Below are 22,569 nucleotides of genomic sequence, written 5' to 3'. Positions count from 1 at the left end.
GGTTCGAGGTGGAAGTGCGGCGACGCATGGAGCTGACGAATACTAATCGATCGAGGACTTAATCAACTGAAATGCACAAGTCGGCCGTTCAGGCCGACTGGAGCTGGACACACATGGCTATATCGAAAAGGCTTTATGCCCATACAATGACGCTTCTATCCAGTTTTGAAAGAACATTTCTTTCAAACTTCATAGTCAGGTGGCAATAGCGAAGAGGTCACACCCGTTCCCATCCCGAACACGGCCGTTAAGCTCTTCAGCGCCGATGGTAGTTGGGGGTTTCCCCCTGTGAGAGCAGGACGCCGCCTGGCTGTGATTCATCATAATTGCATACTTTCTTATCGTCGCGGGGTGGAGCAGCTCGGTAGCTCGTCGGGCTCATAACCCGAAGGTCGCAGGTTCAAATCCTGCCCCCGCAATCGCTGGTCCGGTAGTTCAGTTGGTTAGAATGCCTGCCTGTCACGCAGGAGGTCGCGGGTTCGAGTCCCGTCCGGACCGCCATTTATTTTTAAATTATGCCATTATTCGATATAATAACAATACAACCAGAAACCTTAGGATCAACATTATCCTAAGGTTTTTTTTCGAGGAAAGAAGGCAGACTGATGACATCTTCTTATACATGGACCATTCACAATCTACAGGAACTAAACCGTTTTGCGGAATCTCTCGCTTCTGTTCTTTTTCCAGGGGATGTGATCCTGCTGGAAGGCGATTTAGGTGCCGGAAAGACAACTTTTACTCAGCATCTGGCCAGAGCACTTGAGGTGAAAAAAAACGTTACAAGCCCAACCTTTACTATTGTAAAAGAATATGAAGGGATTTATCCGTTTTACCATATGGATGTTTACCGGCTGGGAGAGGAATCGGACGAAGACCTAGGCTTTGATGAATACTTTTTTGGTAAGGGCATTACAGTTGTGGAATGGGCTCATTTAATTGAGGAGCAGCTTCCAGATCAATTTATACAGATAAACCTTTTTCACACAGGTAAGGAAAGGCAGCGTAAACTGCAGTTAACAGTAAACGGGGACCGATATGATCGCGTTCTAGAGAAGGTGAAGATGATTGAAAACATTAGCAATTGATACATCTACTTATGCATTGTCTATTGGCCTGGCAGATGGAGAGATTTTGCTGGCTGAGCAGGTAACAAATGTGAAAAAAAACCATTCAGTCCGGGTTATGCCGGCGATCGAATCTCTTATGAAGGAAGTGGACCTCGGGCCGGCAGATTTAGAAAAAATTGTTGTCGCTAATGGCCCTGGTTCTTATACAGGCGTCCGCATCGGTGTGACCATTGCGAAAACATTGGGATGGACGCTCAACATCCCTGTTGCTGCTGTTTCCAGCCTTGCGGCGCTGGCTGCTTCTGCCCCGGTTACTGGGGGGCTTGTCTGCCCGATATTCGATGCGCGGCGCGGCCAGGTGTTCACAGGTCTGTACCGTTTAGTAAATGGAACAGTTCAAACGGTTATAGCGGATCAGAACATATTAGCAACAGCCTGGTGCAAGCAGCTTCTTCAGCAAGAAGAAACGGTTCTTTTTGTCGGGCAGGACAGCCACATGCATGAAAAAGCAATTATGGAAGAGATGGGAGATGCAGCCGTATTTGCTGGAGCAGCAGTTCCATATGCCCGGCCGGCAGCGCTTCTGGCTCTCGGAAAGAAATTAGAAACTGATCCGGCAGAAGTGGTTCCTAATTATGCACGCCTGGCTGAAGCAGAAGCAAAATGGATTGAAGCGAATGAAAAGAAGGCGGCTGGCCGTGAGTAAACTCCATATTCGGCCAATGGTCATTGAAGACATTCCAGCTGTGCTCGAGGTGGAACTGGCCAGCTTTACGATCCCATGGCCCAGGGAAGCATTTGAGCGTGAGATTGCAATCAACCAGTACGCTCATTACTATGCAGCAGAACACGATGGCCGGCTGATTGGCTATTGCGGTATGTGGGTCGTTTATGATCAAGTACAGATAACAAATATTGCGATACTGCCTGATTTTAGAGGGAAGGGCTGCGGCAGCGAATTGTTCGGCTTTGTAATGAATAAAGCAAGGGAATATGGAGGCTCTGTTTTGTCGCTGGAAGTAAGGGTCAGCAATCTTTCAGCCATGAAGCTGTATAAAAAATTCGGTTTGCAGCCGGGTGGAATCCGGAAGCAGTATTATACCGATAATCAGGAAGATGCTTTAGTAATGTGGGTGAATTTATAATGAAAAAAGATACGTATATTTTTGGAATTGAAACAAGCTGTGACGAAACAGCCGCAGCCATTGTGAAAAATGGAATTGAGATTATAGCGAGTGTCGTGTCTTCCCAAATTGAAAGCCATAAACGGTTTGGCGGTGTGGTGCCCGAAATTGCTTCCCGCCACCATGTAGAGCAAATTATTACAGTGCTGAATGAAGCCCTGGAGCAGGCTGGTTTGACGTTCAAGGATATGGATGCGATTGCGGTAACAAAAGGACCTGGATTAGTCGGTGCGCTTCTTATTGGGGTTAACGCTGCGAAAGCCATTGCTTTTGCTCATAATCTTCCGCTGATCGGGGTTCATCATATTGCCGGCCACATTTATGCCAACCGTCTCTTGGAGGAAATGAAATTTCCGCTTCTGTCTTTGGTCGTATCCGGAGGCCATACAGAACTTGTTTACATGGAGAAGCATGGCTCATTTAAAGTAATTGGAGAAACACGGGATGATGCGGCTGGAGAAGCTTACGACAAAGTGGCGCGGACATTGAATCTGCCCTACCCGGGCGGTCCTCATATTGACCGGCTGGCTGCGAAGGGCCAGGATGCATATGCACTGCCGCGCGTTCGCTTAGAGGAAGGTTCATATGATTTTAGCTTCAGTGGTTTAAAATCAGCTGTTATCAACACAGTTCATAATGCGGAGCAGCGGGGAGAAGTGATTGTGCCGGAAAATCTGGCCGCAAGCTTTCAGGCAAGTGTGGTGGAAGTATTAACCGAAAAAACCGTGCGGGCCGCAAAAGAATATAACGTAAAACAAGTCCTGCTTTCCGGGGGCGTAGCGGCTAATAAAGGACTGCGCGCCTCGCTTGAAACTGCATTTAGCAGCGTAAAAGAGGTTCAGCTGATTATTCCGCCATTGTCTCTCTGTACAGACAATGCAGCAATGATTGCAGCGGCGGGAACGATTTTATTTGAGCAGGGAAAACGAGACGGGATGGAGATGAATGGCCACCCTGGTTTAGATATTGAAGCGTTTTAAAAAAAAGGACATTCTATCCAGAATGTCCTTTTTTTATGAGTAATGGGGATAAAATGATCCACATATTGTGGGTAATGTGAATAAACCTGTGGAAACCCTTGCAAATGGCAGAAAATTCATGGAACTTTTGTGGATAAAAAAAGGAAAAGCTGTGGATAGCTTTTCCTTTAATTCGATTGCAGCTCTTCCCATTCTTCCATTAGCTGCTCGATTTTCTGATTTGCTTCGTCTAACTGCTGTTGCAGTTTCAGCGATTGTTCATGATCCTCATATATTTCCGGCAGACAGAGAAGCTCTTCTGCTTCTGTTATTTTCTCTTCCTGCTTTGTAATTTCTGCTTCAATTTCTTCAATGCGGCGCGCTTTTTGCCTCTCTTTTTTGCGCTGCTCTTTATCCGACTTATACGAGTCGGCCGCTGCCGGCTTCACTGCAGCTATATTTGTTTGAACCGCTTCAAGAGCAGCCAGCTCCTGCTGTTCGGTCTTTTTTTCTACATAGTAATCGTAATCTCCTAGATAAACTGTTACCCCTTCCTGGGTCAGTTCAAACACTTTTGTGGCAATTCGATTAATAAAATAGCGGTCATGTGAAACAAACAGCAGGGTGCCGGGATAATCAATCAAAGCATTTTCAAGCACTTCTTTGCTGTCGAGGTCCAGATGGTTCGTCGGCTCATCGAGAATAAGGAAATTTGCTTTCTGCATAGCCAGCTTCGCCAGCGCAAGCCGTGCTTTTTCACCGCCGCTTAAAGCCGCAACTGGTTTTAATACGTCATCTCCAGAAAAAAGAAAGGTTCCGAGGATCGAGCGAATATCTTTTTCAGGCACGCCTGGATAGTCGTCCCATAGCTCCGCAAGCACTGTTTTGGCACGATTCAAATGGGACTGCTCCTGATCATAGTAGCCGATTTCGACGCCGGCCCCGTATCCAACATGACCATTGATTAATGGCAGAGCGCCGGTAATCGATTTTAATAATGTGGATTTGCCGGCTCCATTTGGCCCCACAAGCGCAATGCTGTCACCTCTTGAAATAGAAAAGAACAGGTTTGTGCCAATTTCTTTGCCTGAATATCCAATTGATATGTGGTCAACGCTGAGCACTTCATTCCCACTCTGCCTGTTTATATCAAACAGCATACTGGGCGGTTTTTCAGCGCCGTCCGGGCGGGCCATCATTTCCATCCGGTCCAGCTGTTTACGCCGGCTTTGAGCTCTTTTGGTTGTGGAAGCGCGGGCAATATTGCGCTGAATAAAGTCTTCAAGCTTTGCGGCTTCCTCTTGCTGCTTTTCATATTGCTTCATTTCCCGTTCAAACTGCTCGGCTTTTTGAATCAGGTATTTGCTGTAATTGCCTGCGAATTTACGCATTTTATGGCGGGACACCTCATAAACCTGATTGACCGTTTTATCAAGGAAGTAGCGGTCATGAGAAACAATTAAGATAGCGCCGGAATACCCCTGCAAATAATTTTCAAGCCAGGCCAGCGTTTCAATGTCAAGGTGGTTGGTCGGTTCATCGAGAATTAAGATGTCTGGCTTTGTAAGCAGCAGTCTGGCGAGGGCAAGGCGTGTTTTTTGGCCGCCGCTTAGTGTCGAAATCAGCGTGCTATAATCATAATCATGAAAACGAAAGCCATGCAGCACGGAGCGCAGTTCTGCTTCGTATTGGTAGCCGCCTGCTTCTTTAAACTCGTTCTGCAGCTGATCATAGGCGGTCATCACTTGTTCATAACGAACCGGATCGTTGTATACATCAGGCTCCGCCATTTCCGCTTCAAGATTTCTTAGTTTTTGTTCCATAGCCCGCAGGCCGTCAAACACGCTGTTCATTTCATCCCAAATGGATAAATTCGATTCAAGGCCGGTATCCTGTGCAAGATAACCGATCGTTACATCTTTTGGCTTCATAATTGAACCTTCTTCATGAGAAAGCTGTCCGGCAATTATTTTTAAAAGTGTCGATTTGCCGGCACCATTGCGGCCGACAAGGGCAATCCGGTCACCCGTTTGCACTTCTAGCTTAATATTCGATAAAATCAGCTCGGCTCCGAAATATTTCGAAAGCTGCTGTACTTGCAGTAAAATCATTCTTTTCACCTCACTTTCCACTTTACTTGAGGATGGCGCTTCCGGCAATGAAAAAAGAAGGAGTTCTTGTGAAAAACGCTACAAAGATTTATGATTGTATTAAAGAGAGAAAAGAAATGTGGAAGCGGTATCAAGTTGGAGGGAAAAAAATGAATAATGATTCGATGAAAATACCCCAGGCAACGGCGAAGCGCCTGCCTTTATATTATCGGTTTATCCAGAATCTGCACTCCTCTGGAAAACAGCGGGTGTCGTCTGCGGAGCTGAGCGAAGCGGTAAAAGTAGATTCTGCAACAATCCGTCGGGATTTTTCATATTTTGGCGCGCTCGGCAAAAAAGGCTATGGCTATAATGTCAGCTATTTGCTTTCTTTTTTCCGCAAGACGCTGGATCAGGATGAAGTAACCAATGTCGCGCTTATCGGAGTAGGGAATTTAGGGACGGCTTTTTTAAATTATAACTTTTTAAAAAATAACAATACGAAAATCCTGGTTGCGTTCGATGTAGAAGAAAGCAAGGTCGGCACCCAGATTGGGGACGTGCCCATTCACCATATGGATGATTTGGAAAAAATACTTGCCGATCTGGAAGTGCCTGTCGCTATCCTAACAATCCCGCAGTCAGCAGCCCAAACAATTACAGACCGGCTGGTAGGAGCCGACATTAAAGGGATTTTAAACTTTACACCGGCGAGGCTTAATGTACCGCCCGAAATTCGTGTACATCATATTGATCTGGCGATTGAACTCCAGTCGCTTGTTTATTTCCTTAAGAATTATCCCGATGAATCTGTTGAAAAATGATCATAGTATTGCACAGTTAAATCAGTTATGATTAGGAAAAGGGAGGTGTTTGCCAATGATAGGTGTTGGCAGCATGGTTGTTATCGGGGCAGCGGCGCTTTTAATTTTCGGACCGAAAAAGCTTCCGGAACTTGGACGGGCAGCCGGCGATACATTGCGCGAGTTTAAAAACTCTACAAAAGGGTTAGCCGATGATGATGAGGATCGGACAGAGGACAAAAAAGAGTCCAAGTAATGTTAGGATGATTGACAAATGAGCCAGCAGGACATGACGATATATGAACATTTAGAAGAACTGAGAAAGCGGCTGATGATCGTCGTCGTTTTCTTTTTTATTACGGTGATTGGCGGACTGTTTTTAGCAAAGCCAATCATTCAGTATCTGCAGCATGCCGATGAAGCGGCTGCTTTGACGATGAATGCCTTTCGTGTTACCGACCCCCTCAAGATTTATTTTCAAATGGCGTTTGTGATAGGGGTTGTGTTCACTTCACCGGTCATTTTGTACCAGCTGTGGGCATTCGTTAGTCCAGGACTTCATGAAAAAGAACGGCGGGTAACATTGAGCTACATCCCGGTGTCCGTTTTCTTATTTCTTGGCGGGCTGGCGTTTTCTTATTTTATTTTGTTTCCTTATATCATACATTTTATGATAAAGCTGTCCGGCGATTTAAATATTGAGCAGGTTATTGGCATCAATGAGTATTTTCAGTTTTTGTTTCAAACGACCATTCCATTCGGCTTTTTGTTTCAGCTGCCGGTCGTTACTCTTTTTTTAACACGTCTAGGTATTGTCACTCCGCAGTTTTTAGGACAAATTCGGCGTTACGCTTACTTTGTTTTGCTTGTGATTGCGGCTCTTATCACGCCGCCCGACATTATCTCGCATATGATGGTCAGCGTGCCGCTGTTTGTTTTATATGAAGTAAGTATCTTTGTTTCCAGGATCGGCTTTAAAAAAGCGCAGCAGGCAGAAGCCCGTCTTTCAGCAGAAGAAAAATCCGTCCAGTAAGGTGGACGGATTTTATTTTTGGCTTTTTTTAAATTTAAAATGCGTAAACATAAGGCGAAGGCCAGTGCCGATATCCATGGTTGCCAGCAAAATGAGCAAATAAGTAAAAAAGCCAAACGCATTTTGATTTACATCTTGAATCGCAAGAAATACGAAAAAGAAACCCAGAATGAGAAAAAAGATTCCTCTCGTTAAGTATGACTGCACATTTTTTCCTCCTTAAAACCACCAGATCCATTGCGACATTTGTTCCATTTCTTCCGCTTTTTGAATCATTTCCTCAATCTCATCAGCAAGTACATACTGCATAAGCACGACAAACGTATTCATCGAAACGTGCGCTACAATCGGCACGATAATTCTTTTCGTCTTTACGTAAAGAAATGCGAATGTAAAACCCATCGCCGCATATAATATCGTGTGCTCGAGTTCTCTATGCGCTACAGAAAAAATAAGTGAGCTGATCAGCGCAGCAAAGAAAAATGGCATCCGATTGTAAAGCGAGCCGAAAATAATTTTTCGGAAGACGATTTCTTCTAAAAATGGCCCTAATACCGCTACCGCCAGAATAACAAGCGGCAGACCTTCAACAAGCTCAATAATGCTTTTCGTATTATCAGAACCGGCTTCAATCCCTAAAAGATATTGTTCAATCAAGGACGCTGCAAATTGGGCGAAAAACGCCATAAAAATACCGGCTACTGACCAAGCCGCTGCAATTGAGGGTGAAACAGGCGTCTGCCGCTCAATCGAGTTCCGGTAGGTCGAACGCCATAAAATAAGCAGTACAACCGCAGTCGCCAGTGCAAAAGCAATTACTGTCCAATAGCCTGGGACAAGCACTATTAAACGCTCGCGGTCTACTCCTGCCATTAAGCCAAGCTGATAAAGAAGCGGCTGGCCAATATAAGCAGACATTTGCATTAAAATATACGTGATTAAGATAAACCCGTATTCTTTTCTCACAAAAAAACTCCTTTACATAAATAGACACCGCGATTTGCGGTAGATTTAAGACCCGCTAAGAACGGGCTTTGGCGTGTTCATTCTTTACTCCTTATTGTACTATTGAACAGAAGCGGCTTCAAATAAGCAGTCTGAAAATTTTTTTTACTTCCCGCTTGCAAATATGAGACGGTTTCATTATTATAATAATTGTGTTAGCACTCATTGGAGTAGAGTGCTAATAAAAATATATTTAACCATTTTTGAGGAGGGTTTCACTTGTTAAAACCACTAGGTGACCGCGTAGTAATTGAACTGGTAGAATCGGAAGAAAAAACAGCCAGCGGAATTGTACTTCCAGATTCGGCAAAAGAAAAGCCGCAGGAAGGCAAAGTCGTGGCAGTGGGTACAGGACGTGTGCTTGAAAGCGGTGAGCGTGTAGCATTGGAAGTTGCTGAAGGCGATCGCATCATCTTCTCAAAATACGCAGGAACAGAAGTGAAGTATGAAGGTACAGAATACTTATTGCTCCGCGAAAATGACATTTTGGCTATTATTGGCTGATTTGCTGCGAAACATTTATTACACAATTAAACGAACGATAATAAAAACAACTAATTCTTTGAAGGAGGCACTTTTAAATGGCTAAAGATATTAAATTCAGCGAAGACGCACGCCGCGCAATGCTTGCCGGTGTTGATCAATTGGCGGATGCCGTAAAAGTTACGCTTGGACCAAAAGGACGCAACGTCGTGTTGGAGAAAAAATTCGGTTCTCCGCTTATTACAAATGACGGTGTGACAATCGCAAAAGAAATCGAGCTTGAAGATGCCTTTGAAAATATGGGCGCAAAGCTTGTTGCAGAAGTAGCAAGCAAAACAAATGACGTAGCCGGTGACGGTACAACAACTGCGACTGTTCTGGCGCAGGCGATGATTCGTGAAGGCCTTAAAAACGTAACAGCAGGCGCAAACCCTGTCGGAATCCGTAAAGGTATGGACAAAGCAGTTGCAGCTGCTGTTACAGAGCTGAAAAACATTTCTAAACAAATCGAAGGCAAAGAGTCAATCGCACAGGTTGCGGCAATTTCATCTGCTGACGAAGAAGTCGGCCAATTGATCGCTGAAGCAATGGAGCGCGTTGGCAACGACGGCGTTATCACAATTGAAGAATCAAAAGGCTTCACTACAGAGCTTGATGTAGTAGAAGGTATGCAGTTTGACCGCGGATATGCATCACCATATATGATCACTGATTCTGATAAAATGGAAGCAGTTCTTGAAAATCCATACATTCTGATAACAGATAAAAAGATCACAAGCATCCAGGAAATCCTTCCAGTGCTTGAGCAGGTCGTTCAGCAAAGCAAGCCGCTTCTATTGATCTCTGAGGATGTAGAAGGCGAAGCACTGGCCACTCTTGTTGTAAACAAACTTCGCGGCACATTCAATGCCGTTGCAGTTAAAGCACCTGGTTTTGGTGACCGCCGTAAAGCAATGCTTGAAGATATCGCGATCCTGACAGGCGGCGAAGTAATCACAGAAGAGCTTGGCCTTGACTTGAAATCTGCGGATATCACACAGCTTGGCCGTGCTTCAAAAGTTGTAGTAACAAAAGAAAACACAACAATCGTGGAAGGCGCTGGCGATTCTCAAAACATCGGCGGCCGCGTGAGCCAGATCCGTGCTCAATTGGAAGAAACAACTTCTGAATTCGACCGTGAAAAGCTGCAGGAGCGTCTTGCAAAGCTTGCAGGCGGTGTAGCTGTAATCAAAGTCGGCGCTGCAACAGAAACAGAACTTAAAGAGCGCAAACTTCGCATTGAAGATGCCCTGAACGCAACACGTGCAGCGGTTGAAGAAGGCATCGTATCCGGTGGTGGTACAGCGCTTGTGAACGTCTATAATAAAGTAGCTGAAGTGGAAGGCGAAGGCGACGTAGCAACAGGCGTGAAAATCGTTCTGCGTGCACTAGAAGAGCCAGTTCGCCAAATTGCGCACAATGCAGGTCTTGAAGGATCCGTTATCATTGACCGCTTGAAACGTGAAGAAGTCGGCATCGGCTTCAACGCAGCAACAGGCGAATGGGTGAACATGATCGATACAGGCATCGTTGACCCAACAAAAGTAACACGCTACGCTCTTCAAAACGCAGCATCTGTTGCCGCTCTGTTCCTGACAACAGAAGCAGTTGTAGCAGATAAGCCAGAAGAAAATGCCGGCGGCGGAATGCCAGATATGGGCGGCATGGGCGGTATGGGCGGCATGATGTAATATCATCCCCCGAAAAAGCGTCAAACCCTGATTTATCAGGGTTTGACGCTTTTTTATTTTCTCTATATTTTAAAAAACGCATAACAGCTAGTATTTGAATGAAATTTTCAATGCACTACTAAGCAACATTGTAATAACTCGGTTTTAAAATAGGATATATTAAAAAATTCTTTTAAAGAAATATTGCCCCCTTCGCAATATTGAAAAATAGTCTTTACTTTGGGATGCTTGTATCTACCATGCAGAATTTCAGAAATAGTAAAGAATGGGCAAACCGTTAAAATATTTTTTAAGCTGCCATAGGAGCGAAATTTTTGTAATAAGTCTAATGTAAAAAGGAAAATTTGTGAATAAATGTACTTCAACTAACTGGTGCTTATCTGGAAGAAGGATAAGCCCTTTTTTTGTGGAAGTTATTATGCTAACGGGTAAGGTTTGTTGAACAAGATTAAACTAATTAAGAAGGTATGGAGGTCCAATGAAAATAGAAGAAACCGATACAGCAGCAATTTATAAATGGACATGAAATCGAGGGCTTTATGGACGAACAACAAAATTGCAAAATATGTAGCACATAGTTGATATATTATGAAAATCCTAATGCTTGTTTTTGTCCTGACAGCAGGGATTGTTGGAGTATAAATGCGTTTTATTTAGGTTAAAATGGTAAAAAAGTGAGGTTATACTAATGTTCACTGTTATGATTGCAAAATTACTTCGTCTCCTGCCTAATCAAGCAAAAAAGACACCTATGATTCCCCTTCAGCCAGTGAAAATGAAAAAAGATGTGGAAGTTGAGACATCTGTAAAACCTGCTAACATTTCCTTGTACTATCCCCTGGAAGCAAGACAGAAAAAGTTCCCTGTTTATATTAATTTTCATGGTGGAGCATTTATCATGCATGAAAAGGAGATGGATGATCCTTATTGCTGCTACCTGGCCAATCAGGCAGAATGTGTAGTTGTTAATGTTGATTATGCGAAAGCACCAGAGTACCCTTTTCCCAAGCCGATTGAACAGGGATATGAAATTTTTCAATGGATAAAGAGAAACGCCGACGATTTGAATATTGATGCGGAAAAAATTATGGTTGGCGGACAGAGTTCAGGGGCAAATATAGCAGCAGCTCTCTGTCTCTACCTGAAAGAGAAAGAGGAAAACCAGCCACTGCTCCAAGTGCTGACATGCCCGATGCTGGATTTTGCCACCCCGCATGCAGATAAACCGGAACCGGATAAGTGGCGTGCCCGCTATCCTCAAGTAGCAAATTTTTTAAACATGTGCTACGTACCTGACAAAGGACAAGCGGAGCATCCTCTCGCTTCCCCTGTTCGTGCTGTGGTGAGTGACCGATTGGCTTCTGCCCTTATTCTCATAGCGGAGTATGACGCATTCAGGCCGGAAGCAGAATATTATGCTGAGAGATTAAAAGCATCTGGGGTAAAGGTTCAAGAGAAGATATTTGGAGACTGTAAACATGCTTTTACCCATCTGGGTCCAAGAGAAAGAGCAGAGGAGGCTTGGAAACTTGTCGCATGGAAAATTAGAGAAGCGGCCGAATCCCATGGAAATTGAAGCTTCCTTCGGTGTTCCTCCTTTCTAACATTGGTTTTGCAGAATACTCAAATTTGTTTTAGGAAGGAACTAGCATATAGAATAATTTAAGGATGTATGCCGACTTAGAGCAGTAGTAAAAAAAGGAATAAAAAGCCAATCGACGATTTATGATCTTTCCGTTATACGGAAATAGATCTAAAAGGAGATGGATATGCATATGGAAACAGAGAAAAGGCAAGCGGATTTTAAGTATTGTGAAACAATAATAAAAAAACACTCCAAAAGCTTTTACTATGCATTTTCACAACTTCCTGATGAAAAAGCAAATGCCGTTTATGCGATCTATGCTTTTTGCAGAACTGCAGATGAATGTGCAGATGGAAAACATTCGTTTGAAGAAAAGACTAGGCTGCTAAGAAAATTAAAGAAAGAACTAGATTTGTTCAATGATGGAGCTGAAGTGGATAAACCACTATGGCGCGCACTCCGACATGTATTTAATACATATGACATGGATATCGGCCTCTTTTATGACCAGCTGACTGGGCAATCCATGGATTTAGCTTTTACAACCCCGAACACAATGAAAGAATTGGAACGATACAGTTACTATGTAGCGGGGTCTGTCGGTTTAATGCTTTTGCCGATCATTGCTTCGAAATCTTCAGCGGGTTTGCGTTTAGCCGTAACTGATCTTGGCGTAGCCATGCAAATTACGAATATTCTGCGTGATATTGGTGAAGATTACCACGAGAAAAATCGCATCTATCTGCCCGTAGAGGAATTGAGTCATTTTCATTATTCACAGAATGATTTACACAAAAGCTTGATTAATGATAACTTCATCAATTTATGGGAAAAACTTGCTGCACGTGCCGAATCATTATATGAAGGGTTTTTAGTAAACATAGAGCTGCTGGATGCTGATAGCCGATTACCCGTCTATCTGTCTGCTCATATATACAGAGACATACTTGATGCTGTACGGAAAAATGGCTACCAATGTCTAACGAAACGGAACTATGTGACAAAAGATAAAATGGTCCAAATCAATACTGCAGTAAACAGAATTTTTGATCTGCGGGAAGGGGAGGCAATAACAGGTGAAAACTAAAAATAAAAACGTACTGGTTATCGGAGGCGGACTCGGAGGACTGTCGGCTGCGATTTCACTGGCACAGGCAGGATACGATGTTTCATTATATGAAAAAAACGATCACATTGGAGGGAAGCTGAACCGGTTGGATCAAGATGGCTTCGGTTTTGATTTGGGCCCATCCATCCTTACGATGCCCCAAATCTTTGAAAATTTGTTTTCTGCCAGTGGAAAATCCATGAAGGACTACGTCCCAATTGAAAAGCTGGATCATCAATGGCGCTCCTTTTTCCCTGATGGAAATATCATAGACTTGTATGAAGATTTGAAGGAAATGCAAGAGAAGAACCAGTCTCTGAGTGAAAAGGATATGCGTGAGTATCAGGATTTGCTTCACTATTCAAAAAGACTTTATGATATGACGGATAAAACCTATTTTAAGCATGGCGTTGATAAGACGAGAGAAATCATGAAACATACGGGCCTGTTCACTGCTTTAAAGAACTTTGATCTGTTTTCTACCGTTCATGGAGCCATTGATAAACGGATAAGTAATGAACAGTTCCGCGATATGCTTTCTTATTTTATCAAGTATGTAGGTTCGTCCCCTTATGATGCACCGGCCGTTTTGAACATGATGATTTACATGCAGCATGACCAGGGTGTATGGTATGTACCCGGTGGTTTGAATAAACTAGCGGACGGTTTGGTAAAGCTGGCTGATGAAGTGGGAGTTCACTTCCACTTCGGTAAAAAGATCGTCAAGCTTGAAAAAAAGAACGGTGAAATCACAGGAGCCGTTTTGGAAGACGGAACAAAGCTAACAGCAGATTATTATGTTTCTAATATGGAAGTCATACCGGTTTACGAACGATTACTGGAGGAAGACAGCCATTTTGTGAACAAATTAAAGAAGAAATTCGAACCGGCCAGCTCCGGTCTCGTCATGCATTTGGGCGTGAAAAAGAGCTATCCGCAGCTTCGACATCACAATTTCTTTTTCGCAGAAAATATGAAGCAGCAAATGCAATCCATCTTCCATCATCATGAACTGCCGAATGATCCGGTTATTTATTTAGTCAACGTCAATAAAACAGATCCGTCGCAAGCTCCTGCAGGACATGAAAATATAAAAGTACTGCCTCATATTCCTTATATTCAAGATCAGAAACCTTTCACCCAGCAAGAATATGAACAATTTGCTGAGCGGACCCTGATCAAATTAGAGAAAATGGGTTTGCACGATTTGCGGGCTAATATCGTTACAAAAGATGTATGGACACCGGAAGATATCAGGCGGATGTATGGCTCTGACCGGGGCGCAATTTATGGAACAGTGTCAGACCGCAAGAAAAATAAAGGATTCAAGCATCCGAAACAGAGTGAGCGCTATAACAATCTATATTTTGTGGGTGGAACCGTAAACCCAGGAGGCGGAATGCCTATGGTCACCTTAAGCGGCCAGCTTGTAAGCGAGAAAATAGTTCAGAGGGATTTTTCCCATGCCGGACAATGAAAGTCATTTTCTGAAGACATTACCGGAAAGGCAGAGGGAAGAACTATTGTCCATGGGAAGCCCTTCAATTGAAGGGCGTAAAAAGCAGCTTTTAAAGCTGAAAACTATTTTTTTGGAGCGCGAAGAGGCATTTATCAAGGCCCTTTATTCAGATTTGGGAAAACCGGCATTCGAATCCTTTTCATCTGAGATTGCCGTTCTATTGAATGAAATTGATTATGTATGCAAACATATAGCAAAATGGAACCGGCCTGTATGGTCTCGGCACCTTAAATTGGGATATGTGGAAGCGCTCAAAAAAAAGAGGCGCCCATATGGGAGCGTACTCATCATCGGTTCGTGGAATTATCCAGTCCAGCTTACCCTGATGCCTGCTATTAGTGCAATTGCCGGCGGAAACTGCTGTGTGATCAAACCATCTGAGCATGCACCGGCAACGGCTGAACTGCTAAAAGAAATCATCAATCAAGCATTTCCTCCCGAACAATTACATGTTGTGACAGGAGATGCACAAACCGCCAGCCTGTTGACTTCTGCCCCTTTTGACCTGATTTTTTTTACAGGCAGCGGACAGACTGGGAAAGCTGTGGCAGATCAGGCAGCTAAGCAGCTTACACCGGTGATACTGGAACTCGGCGGGAAAAACCCGTGTATCATTGATGAAACAGGCTTTTCAAAAGCAGCCGTTAGAGAAATCGTCTGGGGTAAATTCCTTAATGCTGGACAAACCTGTATTGCACCGGATACCCTTTTTGTCCCTCATTCTATTTATGAAAAAACGCTGGATGAGATTTCCGCTTCGGTTTCCGCTTTCTACGGAGAGAAACCCCAGGCAAGCGGGGATTATGGCAGGATCTGTACCGATGCACATTTTCAAAAGATGGTTGAGTTTATCGGGCAGGGCAATGTCCGGCATGGAGGTGCGTATGATCGATTCGACCGGTTCATCGCCCCAACCGTGTTAACAGATATCAAGCCGGGAAGTCCAATTCTGCAGGAAGAAATTTTCGGTCCGGTCCTTCCTGTCATTCCCTATACAGACTTAAAAACGTTATTATCCAGTGGCAGGCTTCAGCGCGATACACTTACGGGGTATATATTCAGTAAAAATAAGAATCAAATTCAACTGTTCAGCGAATATATGCGTTCAGCAACCATTAGTGTCAATCAAGTGATACATCATGCCGCGAGCCCCCATATCGCGTTTGGAGGGGTTGGAAGAAGCGGATACGGTGCTTATCACGGAAAAGCTGGTTTTCTAGCTTTTAGTTATGAAAAAACAGATTACCAAACGTATTATTACCTGCGTTTTCAAGGTAAATTCCCGCCGTATTCCGACCGAAACATGAAAGCATTGAAAAAGTTAAGAAAGTGGCTGCTGTAATAGAATTATTGAGCACAGTTGTTCAACGCTGCAAGCGGGGGCGTATGACTGCTATTACTTCAGGACTTGTTAAAAGATGAAGCAAATATTATTTGGAAATGAGGGGATTTACATGAGTAAGAAGGTCATTGTCGTTGGAGGGGGTGTAGCAGGGCTTGCCAGTGCCATAAGGCTGCAGTATGCGGGCTATCAGGTGGAAATATACGAAAAAGGTTTAACACCCGGAGGCAAAATGAATCGTATTGAACTGGATGGAGGGTACACATTTGATTTGGGGCCAAGCATCGTGATGATGCCGGAATTATATCGGGAACTATTTGAACTATGCGGCCGCAACCCGGATGATTACATTCCAATGGAAAAATTGGACCCGATTTATCGGGCTTATTTTAGTGATATTCCCGACCAGCCTTTTGATATTTCCTCTGACCTTACCAAGTTGACAAAGACGATCGAATCAATCAGCGAAGAGGACACGGCAGGCTTTTTTCAATATATGCATGAAATTTACAAACGATTTGTAATTGCAAAGCATCACGTTCTTCAAAGGCCTTTCCGCAAAAGGGCTGATTTTTATAACCTCCCGATGCTGAAGAAAGTATTGAAACTGAAACCTTACGACACTGCGGATAAGTTTATCGGTAAATATATTAAGAATGAACGGCTGAAACAGCTGATTAGTTTTCAAACGTTATACATAGGTATTTCTCCTCTGAAAAGTCCTTCTTTTTATACCATGATTCCTATGATTCAATTTCTATATGGAGTATGGTTTATTAAGGGCGGTATGTATACGATGGCTTTAGCAATGGAAAGGCTCTTCAAGGAACTTGGAGGGACGATTTATTATGGAAAGGATGTACAGGAGATAGCCATTCAAAATCGCAAAGCGGAAGGAATTTTCGTGGATGGACAGAAAATTTCTTCAGATTATGTAGTTTGTAATGCAGACTTCCCATATGCGATGAAGCACTTAGTAAAAGACAAGCCTGCCAAAGGAAAATATACCGATAAGAAAATCGACAGCATGAAATACTCTTGTTCATGTTTTTTGTTATATCTCGGTATGGACCGAAAATATGAAGAAATTGACCATGTACATAATTTTATTTTCAATGAAAACCTTGATCAGAATCTTAAGGATATTTTTGACGGGAAGAAACTGACGAATGCCTCCTTTTATGTATACATCGCTTCCAAAATGGATTCTTCCCTGGCGCCTGAGGGAAAGGATGGATTGTATATCCTGATGCCCGTATCGGATATAGCTACAGCAAACTATAAATGGGACGAGGAAACTATTTCTTATTATCGCAGTTACATTTTAAATGAATTAAAGAAAATCCGGGGCTTTGAAAACATTGAAAACGAGATTGTCACCGAAACGCATACCACACCATTGGATTTTAAGTCGAAATTCAATGCGTATAATGGTGCTGCGTTTGGTTTGCAGCCAATCCTGAAACAAAGCAACCACTATCGTCCACAAAGCAAGGCCAGTACTTGTGAAAATCTGTACTTTACCGGCAGCAGCACACATCCCGGCGCCGGTGTCCCGATCGTGCTGCTTTCCGCCAGGATCACCGCACAGGAACTGATACAGGACGATACAGGCAACCTGTATGATTATTCAGCAAAATAAAGACTTATAAAAGCTGTGTGGCGGCACGCAGAGGAAGGAGGCAGGTTTTATGGCAGTTTCAGAAGTAATTAATCTCGCTATTGGGTTTCTGGCAGTTGTAACTGGCATCATCATGTTCTGGTCCTTGCCGGTTCCCGGTTTCTCCTCCAGGCATACGGCCGGTATTCCGTTTCTGTCCATCATTATTCCTGCCAGGAATGAAGAAGGCAGGATCTCACCGTTATTGCAATCATTGCAGGAGCAGCGTTTCAGACAATTTGAAATTCTGGTTGTTGATGACGATTCATCTGACAATACTGCGGCTGTTGCGGAAAGCTACGGTGCAAAGGTTCTGCAGAATGCAGGGGCAGGGAAGTCATCAGCCTGCTGGCAGGGTGCTAAGCAGGCCAAGGGGAGCTGGTTATTATTCATAGACGCAGATACGAGATTCACCAGTGTGGATGGGCTGAGAAATCTGCTGTATTTCTATCAGGGCAAGGGAGCCAGGGGCATTGTAGCATTACAGCCCTTTCATACTGTTGAGCGCTTTTATGAACATCTCTCTGTTATATTTAACATCATCGTCGTGGTGGGGATGAATCTTTTTACGATTTGGGGATTACGGTTTAAAACTGCCGGTTCGTTCGGTCCATGCATTCTATGTAATCGAGACGATTACTTTTTGTCTGGAGGTCATAAAAGAATCGAGGGAGCCATCATGGATGATCTGGCACTGGGAGAGGCATTTCTTGAACATAATCTCCCCGTTCGCTGCCTGGGCGGCAAAGGTATTATGTCTTTGCGCATGTACCCGGAAGGCGTAGAAAGCCTTATCGAGGGCTGGTGCAAAAGTTTTGCCGTCGGATCCAAATCAACTCATCCAGTTATCATCCTGATGGTTATCTTCTGGATTTCCGGCAGTTTCATTGCTGCGGGAGCATTGATCTCTTCTATTACTGAATGGAATCCTGCCGCAATCATGCTCAGTGGGATATTGTATATCCTGTATGTGATTCAAACGGCATGGTTTGCCAGCAGGGTCGGTAATTTCAGATGGGCGGTTTTCCCTTTTTATCCGATATTGTTTTTGTTTTTCGTAGGAATCTATCTGTATTCCTTCATCAGGGTGAATATTTTCCATTCTGTAAATTGGAAAGGTCGTAAAATTAAGGTATGAATATTCTTGATTCTTGTGTGAATGATCGTCGATTTTGCACAGGGTGATAATCAGAAAACGTTGATTTAAAGCCATTCTTTAATTTTTAGAGGACGTGATGGGCGGCATGATGAAGCTTTAAAGCGTTAAATATATCATCCACCATCTCATTTTGGAAAGCTGTTACGGCTGCTTTTCACCTGAAATAAGAACTGGTCAAGTAAATCAATTTTTAAAGAGTATAGACTACTTCCTAAAAACAGGAGGTAGTCTTTTTTGTTGCTTAAATTTGCATACCAGGATTTTATTGGGGTTAAAAGTTTAGAAATACAATCAAGGTTACGATTCAAAATCACAAAGCATTGCCTGGTGGATTTGCTGGTTACTGGACTAATCATGGAGTTAGAAATAGTAAAGAAATAATTCGTAGTGTGCTGCAAAAATTTACGTGATTTTTACAGATTCAATATATGTATATAATATAACCTTCTTATACTGGAATTTGTATTGTTAATCAGTATTCACCTTCTTGAATTTTCGCTAAGAGATTGAATGAAATTTAAAGGAGAAAGTAAAGTGGTTGAAAAAGAAATCATTTAAAATTCGCAGTAGAAACGGGGAGATGTAAAAGGTATGAAGTTTATGAAAAGAAAATTAATGAACTCGGTCACAACACTTGCAGTGCTAACGATGGGATGTTCTACGCTTCCTGTTCAGGCCGCCAGCCAGTTTTCTGATATCGAGGGAAGTTTTGCGCAAAATGAAATTCAAACTTGGATTGATGCTGGCTTAATTAAAGGATACTCTGACGGTTCTTTTAAACCGGATAAATTCATTACCAGAGCTTCTTTTACTGCGCTCGTTAACAGAGCTTTTGGATATACAGCTGAAACTGAAATCAGTTTTAAAGATGTCTCTGTAGACTCATGGTATTACATAGAAGTGGCAAGAGCGATTGAAGCGGGCTATCTGCAGGGTTATTCGGACAATACATTTAAGCCGCAAGAAACCATCACACGTCAAGAAGCCGCAAAAATGATCTCAATCATTAATAAGTTGAATAAGGATGTAAAAGCTGCAGATACGTTTAAAGATTCATCCTCTATGCCGGCCTGGAGCAAAGGATTTGTAGGGGCTGTTTTAGCTCAAAATATTATGGTTGGCTATCCAGATGGAAGCTTTAAGCCTCTTCAAAACATTACGCGTGCAGAAGCAGTAGTTATATTAAATAATGCTTTGAAAAAAGAAAAGCTTTCAAAGCCTTCAAAACCACAGGGGACTGCTCAAGAAGTAAGTACCGATGCTCCTGAAGCTGAGCAGCCTTTACCGGCAGTGGATAATGGCGGAAATGCTAGTGATTCTGCCTTAAAGAATATAGCTGCGACCAATCCTTTTATTAAAATTTTAGATGGTTTTGATCAAGTCTGGTCATTGAATCAACCAGATTGGGGAGACGGAACAGCGTTAACTAAACCTGGTGCAAATGGTGAGACGGCGGAATATGGGGACGGACCTTCCGTTTATTTTGATGGATATAAAAATGATGAAACAAAAGTAATAGCTGATAAGAAAACGTACGCAAACGAAGAAATCAGAGATACAGAGACTTGGGAAGCGAATATAAAATATGTAGAAGATGTTACGAAAAACAGAACAGATGAAGAGGCGTTAGCAGCTTATTACGACGATCAAAGAGATAAGATATATAGTATGCTGGATGCGTATGGGCCTTTAGCTAATACCTACGCAGATATAGTTAACCCGGTAACAAGTATTGTAAGATCACCAGAGGACATGAATAAGGTACTGGAAGAAGCAACTGCCGAAGACGAAAGCCAGGGAATGGGGCAATGGAAGGAATCTGAGCTTTCAGATGCGATGGACTTAGTTCATTTAATCAGATTTAGAAATCCTTCTTCGTCAAACCCTTCTAAGTATTTTTTCTCTTCTCCAAGACCGTACAGAATGAATTCCAAGGGAGAAGTGAAAGAAGTTGTTGACCAGAACGGTTTACCTGTTTGGGAAACAATCGGCAGTGGTGAAAGTGCAGTAGAAGAATTGCCTTCAGGCGGTAAAAAAGAAACAGGAGAAAAACATTTCCAGCAATATGAAACCAATGTGGAAGTAATTCCTGCATTAGATTATGTAAGAAGAAAAGCGGAAGACGGAAGAGGAAAAGATGGAGCGTTTCCAAGTGGGCATACAAGTGCTGCGTATTTGTCAACATTCGGATTTGCATATGCAACACCGGAAAGATATGCTGAATTTTTAACAAGAGCAGCTCAAATGGGAGAAAATAGAATAGTAGCCGGAATGCACTCTCCGCTTGATGTAATAGGTGCAAGAATACAATCTACAGCAATGACTGCATTTGCATACAATCTTGCAGAGAACAAAGAGGTATTGGATAAGGCTTATGAAAATGCTGGAGAGGTATTCGGTGAATTAGCCCAATCAAAAAGAATGAGCTTGTACGAATATGCACATACGGTAACAGAGGATTATAAATTTGAAAGTGCGTACGATGAAGAGAAATGGGAAGACCATGAAGCGAATAAAGCTTTCTATCGGGAAAAACTTACTTACGGATTACCTCAAACAGGAACAAAAGGTTTAGACCCTGTAGTACCTAAAGGGGCAGAAGTTTTACTGGAAACTCGCCAGCCTTATTTAACAGATCAACAACGCAGAGAAGTATTATATACCACAGAAATTGAATCAGGCTACCCTGTAATAGATGAGTCAAATGGCTGGGGAAGAATTGATTTGGTAACAGCAGCTGATGGATATGGTGCGTTTTTAAACAATGTAACAGTTGATATGGATGCTTCAAAAGGAAGATTTAATGCCCATGATTGGTGGAGAAATGATATTACTGGCAGTGGTATGCTTACCAAGAAAGGAACAGGAATGCTTACATTGACAGGAAATAATAGTTATACAGGAGGCACATTGCTAAAAGGAGGAACGCTGGAAGCTGCTTCTACGGCTGCTTTTGGTAAAGGCGATCTTTATTTAGAAAATGGAACAGTTTTAGTTAATGCAGATGGACCTTTAAATCTAAATGGAAATTTCACAATAGAAGCTGGAAACTTGGATATTGCAATGGATGATGATAACAGTCAAGTAAACGTTGATGGACTGGTATACCTTGATGGCGGGAACTTGAATTTAAATCTTTCAAATTATGAAATAGGAAAAGCTAAAGACATCACTTTAATGACTGCCGACAAGATGAAAGGTAAATTCGATAGTGTAACTGCTAGTGGTTACAAGGTAACTGTCAAATATAAAGATAATAGTATTATTGCAAGTATCAAAGCAAAAAAATAGCAATTGACCATTCAAAATATCTAAGCTGCCGACTATTGTCGGCAGTTTTTTTCGTGTGCCCGGCATGGGTTATAACCAGGTGATGAAAGTCTATTACAAAACCGGCAGGAGAAACTGTTAGCGAATGGATGTCTATCGTGGGTTAGAATCTGAAGAAAGGCGGACGCAAAATCCTGAACTGACGAACAGAACTGTATACAAGGCAGATTCAGGATTTGCGATCCGAAACAAAGTCCAATCCTGCACAACTTCCGTACAGTAAATACAAGCAGTTACACGGGAGGAAAGTGATAACCCTTATCAGGGGAGATCACGCGATGGTCAATTAAGATAAAATATTCTACCGATATTTGGTATAAGTAAAAAACTTTGTATTTCCGTATTTTATTTGTAAAATCCTTATTTTTATAATATTCATCTGCACGAATCTATCTAAGAAGTGTTTCACATATCTTTAATAAATGACGATTTATATAAACGCAACAAAATGGTGAAATCGAATTGAATCCCTTATTAAAAGGTGATATGTGTAAACGATAAACTAGACT

Annotated in this window: 19 protein-coding genes, 2 tRNA genes and 1 rRNA gene; 19 read left to right on the top strand and 3 right to left on the bottom strand. The window is 42.6% G+C overall.

The window, feature by feature from the left end; translation table 11 throughout:
* Positions 1-195 precede the first annotated feature (195 nt).
* The 7 genes from rrf to tsaD all read left to right on the top strand — a co-directional run bounded on the left by rrf (position 196) and on the right by tsaD (position 3,234).
* Positions 196-311, top strand: a 5S ribosomal RNA gene (gene rrf / locus VP98_RS17180).
* 34 nt (positions 312-345) lie between these two features.
* Positions 346-419 (top strand) — tRNA-Met (locus VP98_RS17175).
* A 5-nt stretch (positions 420-424) separates the two neighbouring features.
* Positions 425-501: transfer RNA gene (locus tag VP98_RS17170), tRNA-Asp, on the top strand.
* A gap of 104 nt (positions 502-605) precedes the next feature.
* Positions 606-1,088 (top strand): tRNA (adenosine(37)-N6)-threonylcarbamoyltransferase complex ATPase subunit type 1 TsaE, encoded by a 483-nt coding sequence (gene tsaE / locus VP98_RS17165; RefSeq protein WP_046176611.1) that lies wholly within the window; start codon positions 606-608, stop codon positions 1,086-1,088.
* Entirely contained in the window at positions 1,069-1,776 is a 708-nt protein-coding gene (gene tsaB / locus VP98_RS17160; protein ID WP_046176610.1) for a tRNA (adenosine(37)-N6)-threonylcarbamoyltransferase complex dimerization subunit type 1 TsaB, read from the top strand. The genes tsaE and tsaB overlap by 20 nt, the downstream gene beginning before the upstream one ends.
* The gene (gene rimI / locus VP98_RS17155; protein WP_231584210.1) at positions 1,769-2,215 is read left to right on the top strand and encodes a ribosomal protein S18-alanine N-acetyltransferase; all 447 of its coding nucleotides are present in this window, start codon (positions 1,769-1,771) and stop codon (positions 2,213-2,215) included. The genes tsaB and rimI overlap by 8 nt, the downstream gene beginning before the upstream one ends.
* Positions 2,215-3,234 carry a tRNA (adenosine(37)-N6)-threonylcarbamoyltransferase complex transferase subunit TsaD gene (tsaD, locus tag VP98_RS17150; protein ID WP_046176609.1) on the top strand — a complete coding sequence of 340 codons (1,020 nt, stop codon included), beginning with the start codon at positions 2,215-2,217 and terminating at the stop codon, positions 3,232-3,234. Before rimI ends, tsaD begins: the two co-directional genes overlap by 1 nt.
* A gap of 167 nt (positions 3,235-3,401) precedes the next feature.
* Here the strand turns inward: tsaD and VP98_RS17145 are convergent, their stop codons facing one another.
* Positions 3,402-5,324: an ABC-F family ATP-binding cassette domain-containing protein gene (locus VP98_RS17145; RefSeq protein WP_046176608.1), complete on the bottom strand. Its 1,923-nt coding sequence runs from the start codon at positions 5,322-5,324 to the stop codon at positions 3,402-3,404.
* 149 nt (positions 5,325-5,473) lie between these two features.
* Here VP98_RS17145 and VP98_RS17140 point away from each other — a divergent pair, with 149 nt between their 5' ends.
* From VP98_RS17140 to tatC, 3 genes are read left to right on the top strand one after another with little or no spacing between them, the layout of a single operon-like run.
* Positions 5,474-6,127, top strand: coding sequence for a redox-sensing transcriptional repressor Rex (locus VP98_RS17140; RefSeq protein ID WP_046176613.1), 654 nt, complete (start codon positions 5,474-5,476; stop codon positions 6,125-6,127).
* A gap of 55 nt (positions 6,128-6,182) precedes the next feature.
* Entirely contained in the window at positions 6,183-6,362 is a 180-nt protein-coding gene (locus VP98_RS17135; protein ID WP_046176607.1) for a twin-arginine translocase TatA/TatE family subunit, read from the top strand.
* A gap of 18 nt (positions 6,363-6,380) precedes the next feature.
* The gene (tatC, locus tag VP98_RS17130; protein WP_046176606.1) at positions 6,381-7,139 is read left to right on the top strand and encodes a twin-arginine translocase subunit TatC; all 759 of its coding nucleotides are present in this window, start codon (positions 6,381-6,383) and stop codon (positions 7,137-7,139) included.
* 12 nt (positions 7,140-7,151) lie between these two features.
* Here tatC and VP98_RS17125 read toward each other — a convergent pair whose 3' ends face one another.
* Entirely contained in the window at positions 7,152-7,346 is a 195-nt protein-coding gene (locus VP98_RS17125; RefSeq protein ID WP_046176605.1) for a YdiK family protein, read from the bottom strand.
* Positions 7,347-7,358: 12 nt separating this feature from the next.
* The gene (locus VP98_RS17120) at positions 7,359-8,105 is read right to left on the bottom strand and encodes a CPBP family intramembrane glutamic endopeptidase (protein ID WP_046176604.1); all 747 of its coding nucleotides are present in this window, start codon (positions 8,103-8,105) and stop codon (positions 7,359-7,361) included.
* Between the two features lie 258 nt (positions 8,106-8,363).
* Here VP98_RS17120 and groES point away from each other — a divergent pair, with 258 nt between their 5' ends.
* The 9 genes from groES (at position 8,364) to VP98_RS17075 (ending at position 22,021) form a co-directional block, all read left to right on the top strand.
* Positions 8,364-8,648, top strand: coding sequence for a co-chaperone GroES (groES, locus tag VP98_RS17115; protein ID WP_046176603.1), 285 nt, complete (start codon positions 8,364-8,366; stop codon positions 8,646-8,648).
* A 77-nt stretch (positions 8,649-8,725) separates the two neighbouring features.
* A complete protein-coding gene (groL, locus tag VP98_RS17110; protein ID WP_046176602.1) occupies positions 8,726-10,357 on the top strand; it encodes a chaperonin GroEL in 1,632 nt (543 codons plus the stop codon).
* Between the two features lie 688 nt (positions 10,358-11,045).
* Positions 11,046-11,933, top strand: a complete 888-nt coding sequence (locus VP98_RS17105; protein WP_052712283.1) for an alpha/beta hydrolase — start codon at positions 11,046-11,048, stop codon at positions 11,931-11,933.
* Between the two features lie 199 nt (positions 11,934-12,132).
* Complete coding sequence (locus VP98_RS17100) at positions 12,133-13,029, top strand: phytoene/squalene synthase family protein (RefSeq protein WP_231584209.1); 897 nt, start codon at positions 12,133-12,135, stop codon at positions 13,027-13,029.
* Positions 13,019-14,527 carry a phytoene desaturase family protein gene (locus VP98_RS17095; protein WP_046176600.1) on the top strand — a complete coding sequence of 503 codons (1,509 nt, stop codon included), beginning with the start codon at positions 13,019-13,021 and terminating at the stop codon, positions 14,525-14,527. The genes VP98_RS17100 and VP98_RS17095 overlap by 11 nt, the downstream gene beginning before the upstream one ends.
* 52 nt (positions 14,528-14,579) lie before the next feature.
* Entirely contained in the window at positions 14,580-15,911 is a 1,332-nt protein-coding gene (locus tag VP98_RS17090; protein WP_231584211.1) for an aldehyde dehydrogenase family protein, read from the top strand.
* Positions 15,912-16,023: 112 nt separating this feature from the next.
* The gene (locus VP98_RS17085) at positions 16,024-17,553 is read left to right on the top strand and encodes a phytoene desaturase family protein (protein ID WP_046176598.1); all 1,530 of its coding nucleotides are present in this window, start codon (positions 16,024-16,026) and stop codon (positions 17,551-17,553) included.
* Between the two features lie 49 nt (positions 17,554-17,602).
* Positions 17,603-18,709, top strand: coding sequence for a glycosyltransferase family 2 protein (locus tag VP98_RS17080; RefSeq protein ID WP_046176597.1), 1,107 nt, complete (start codon positions 17,603-17,605; stop codon positions 18,707-18,709).
* A gap of 612 nt (positions 18,710-19,321) precedes the next feature.
* Positions 19,322-22,021 carry an S-layer homology domain-containing protein gene (locus VP98_RS17075; protein ID WP_046176596.1) on the top strand — a complete coding sequence of 900 codons (2,700 nt, stop codon included), beginning with the start codon at positions 19,322-19,324 and terminating at the stop codon, positions 22,019-22,021.
* Positions 22,022-22,569: the final 548 nt, after the last annotated feature.

It is taken from the genome of Domibacillus indicus, assembly GCF_000970685.1.
In the GTDB taxonomy this organism is placed as follows: domain Bacteria; phylum Bacillota; class Bacilli; order Bacillales; family Domibacillaceae; genus Domibacillus; species Domibacillus indicus.
Note: the sequence above shows the minus strand (reverse complement) of the source record. Positions and strands in the feature narration are given on the sequence as shown.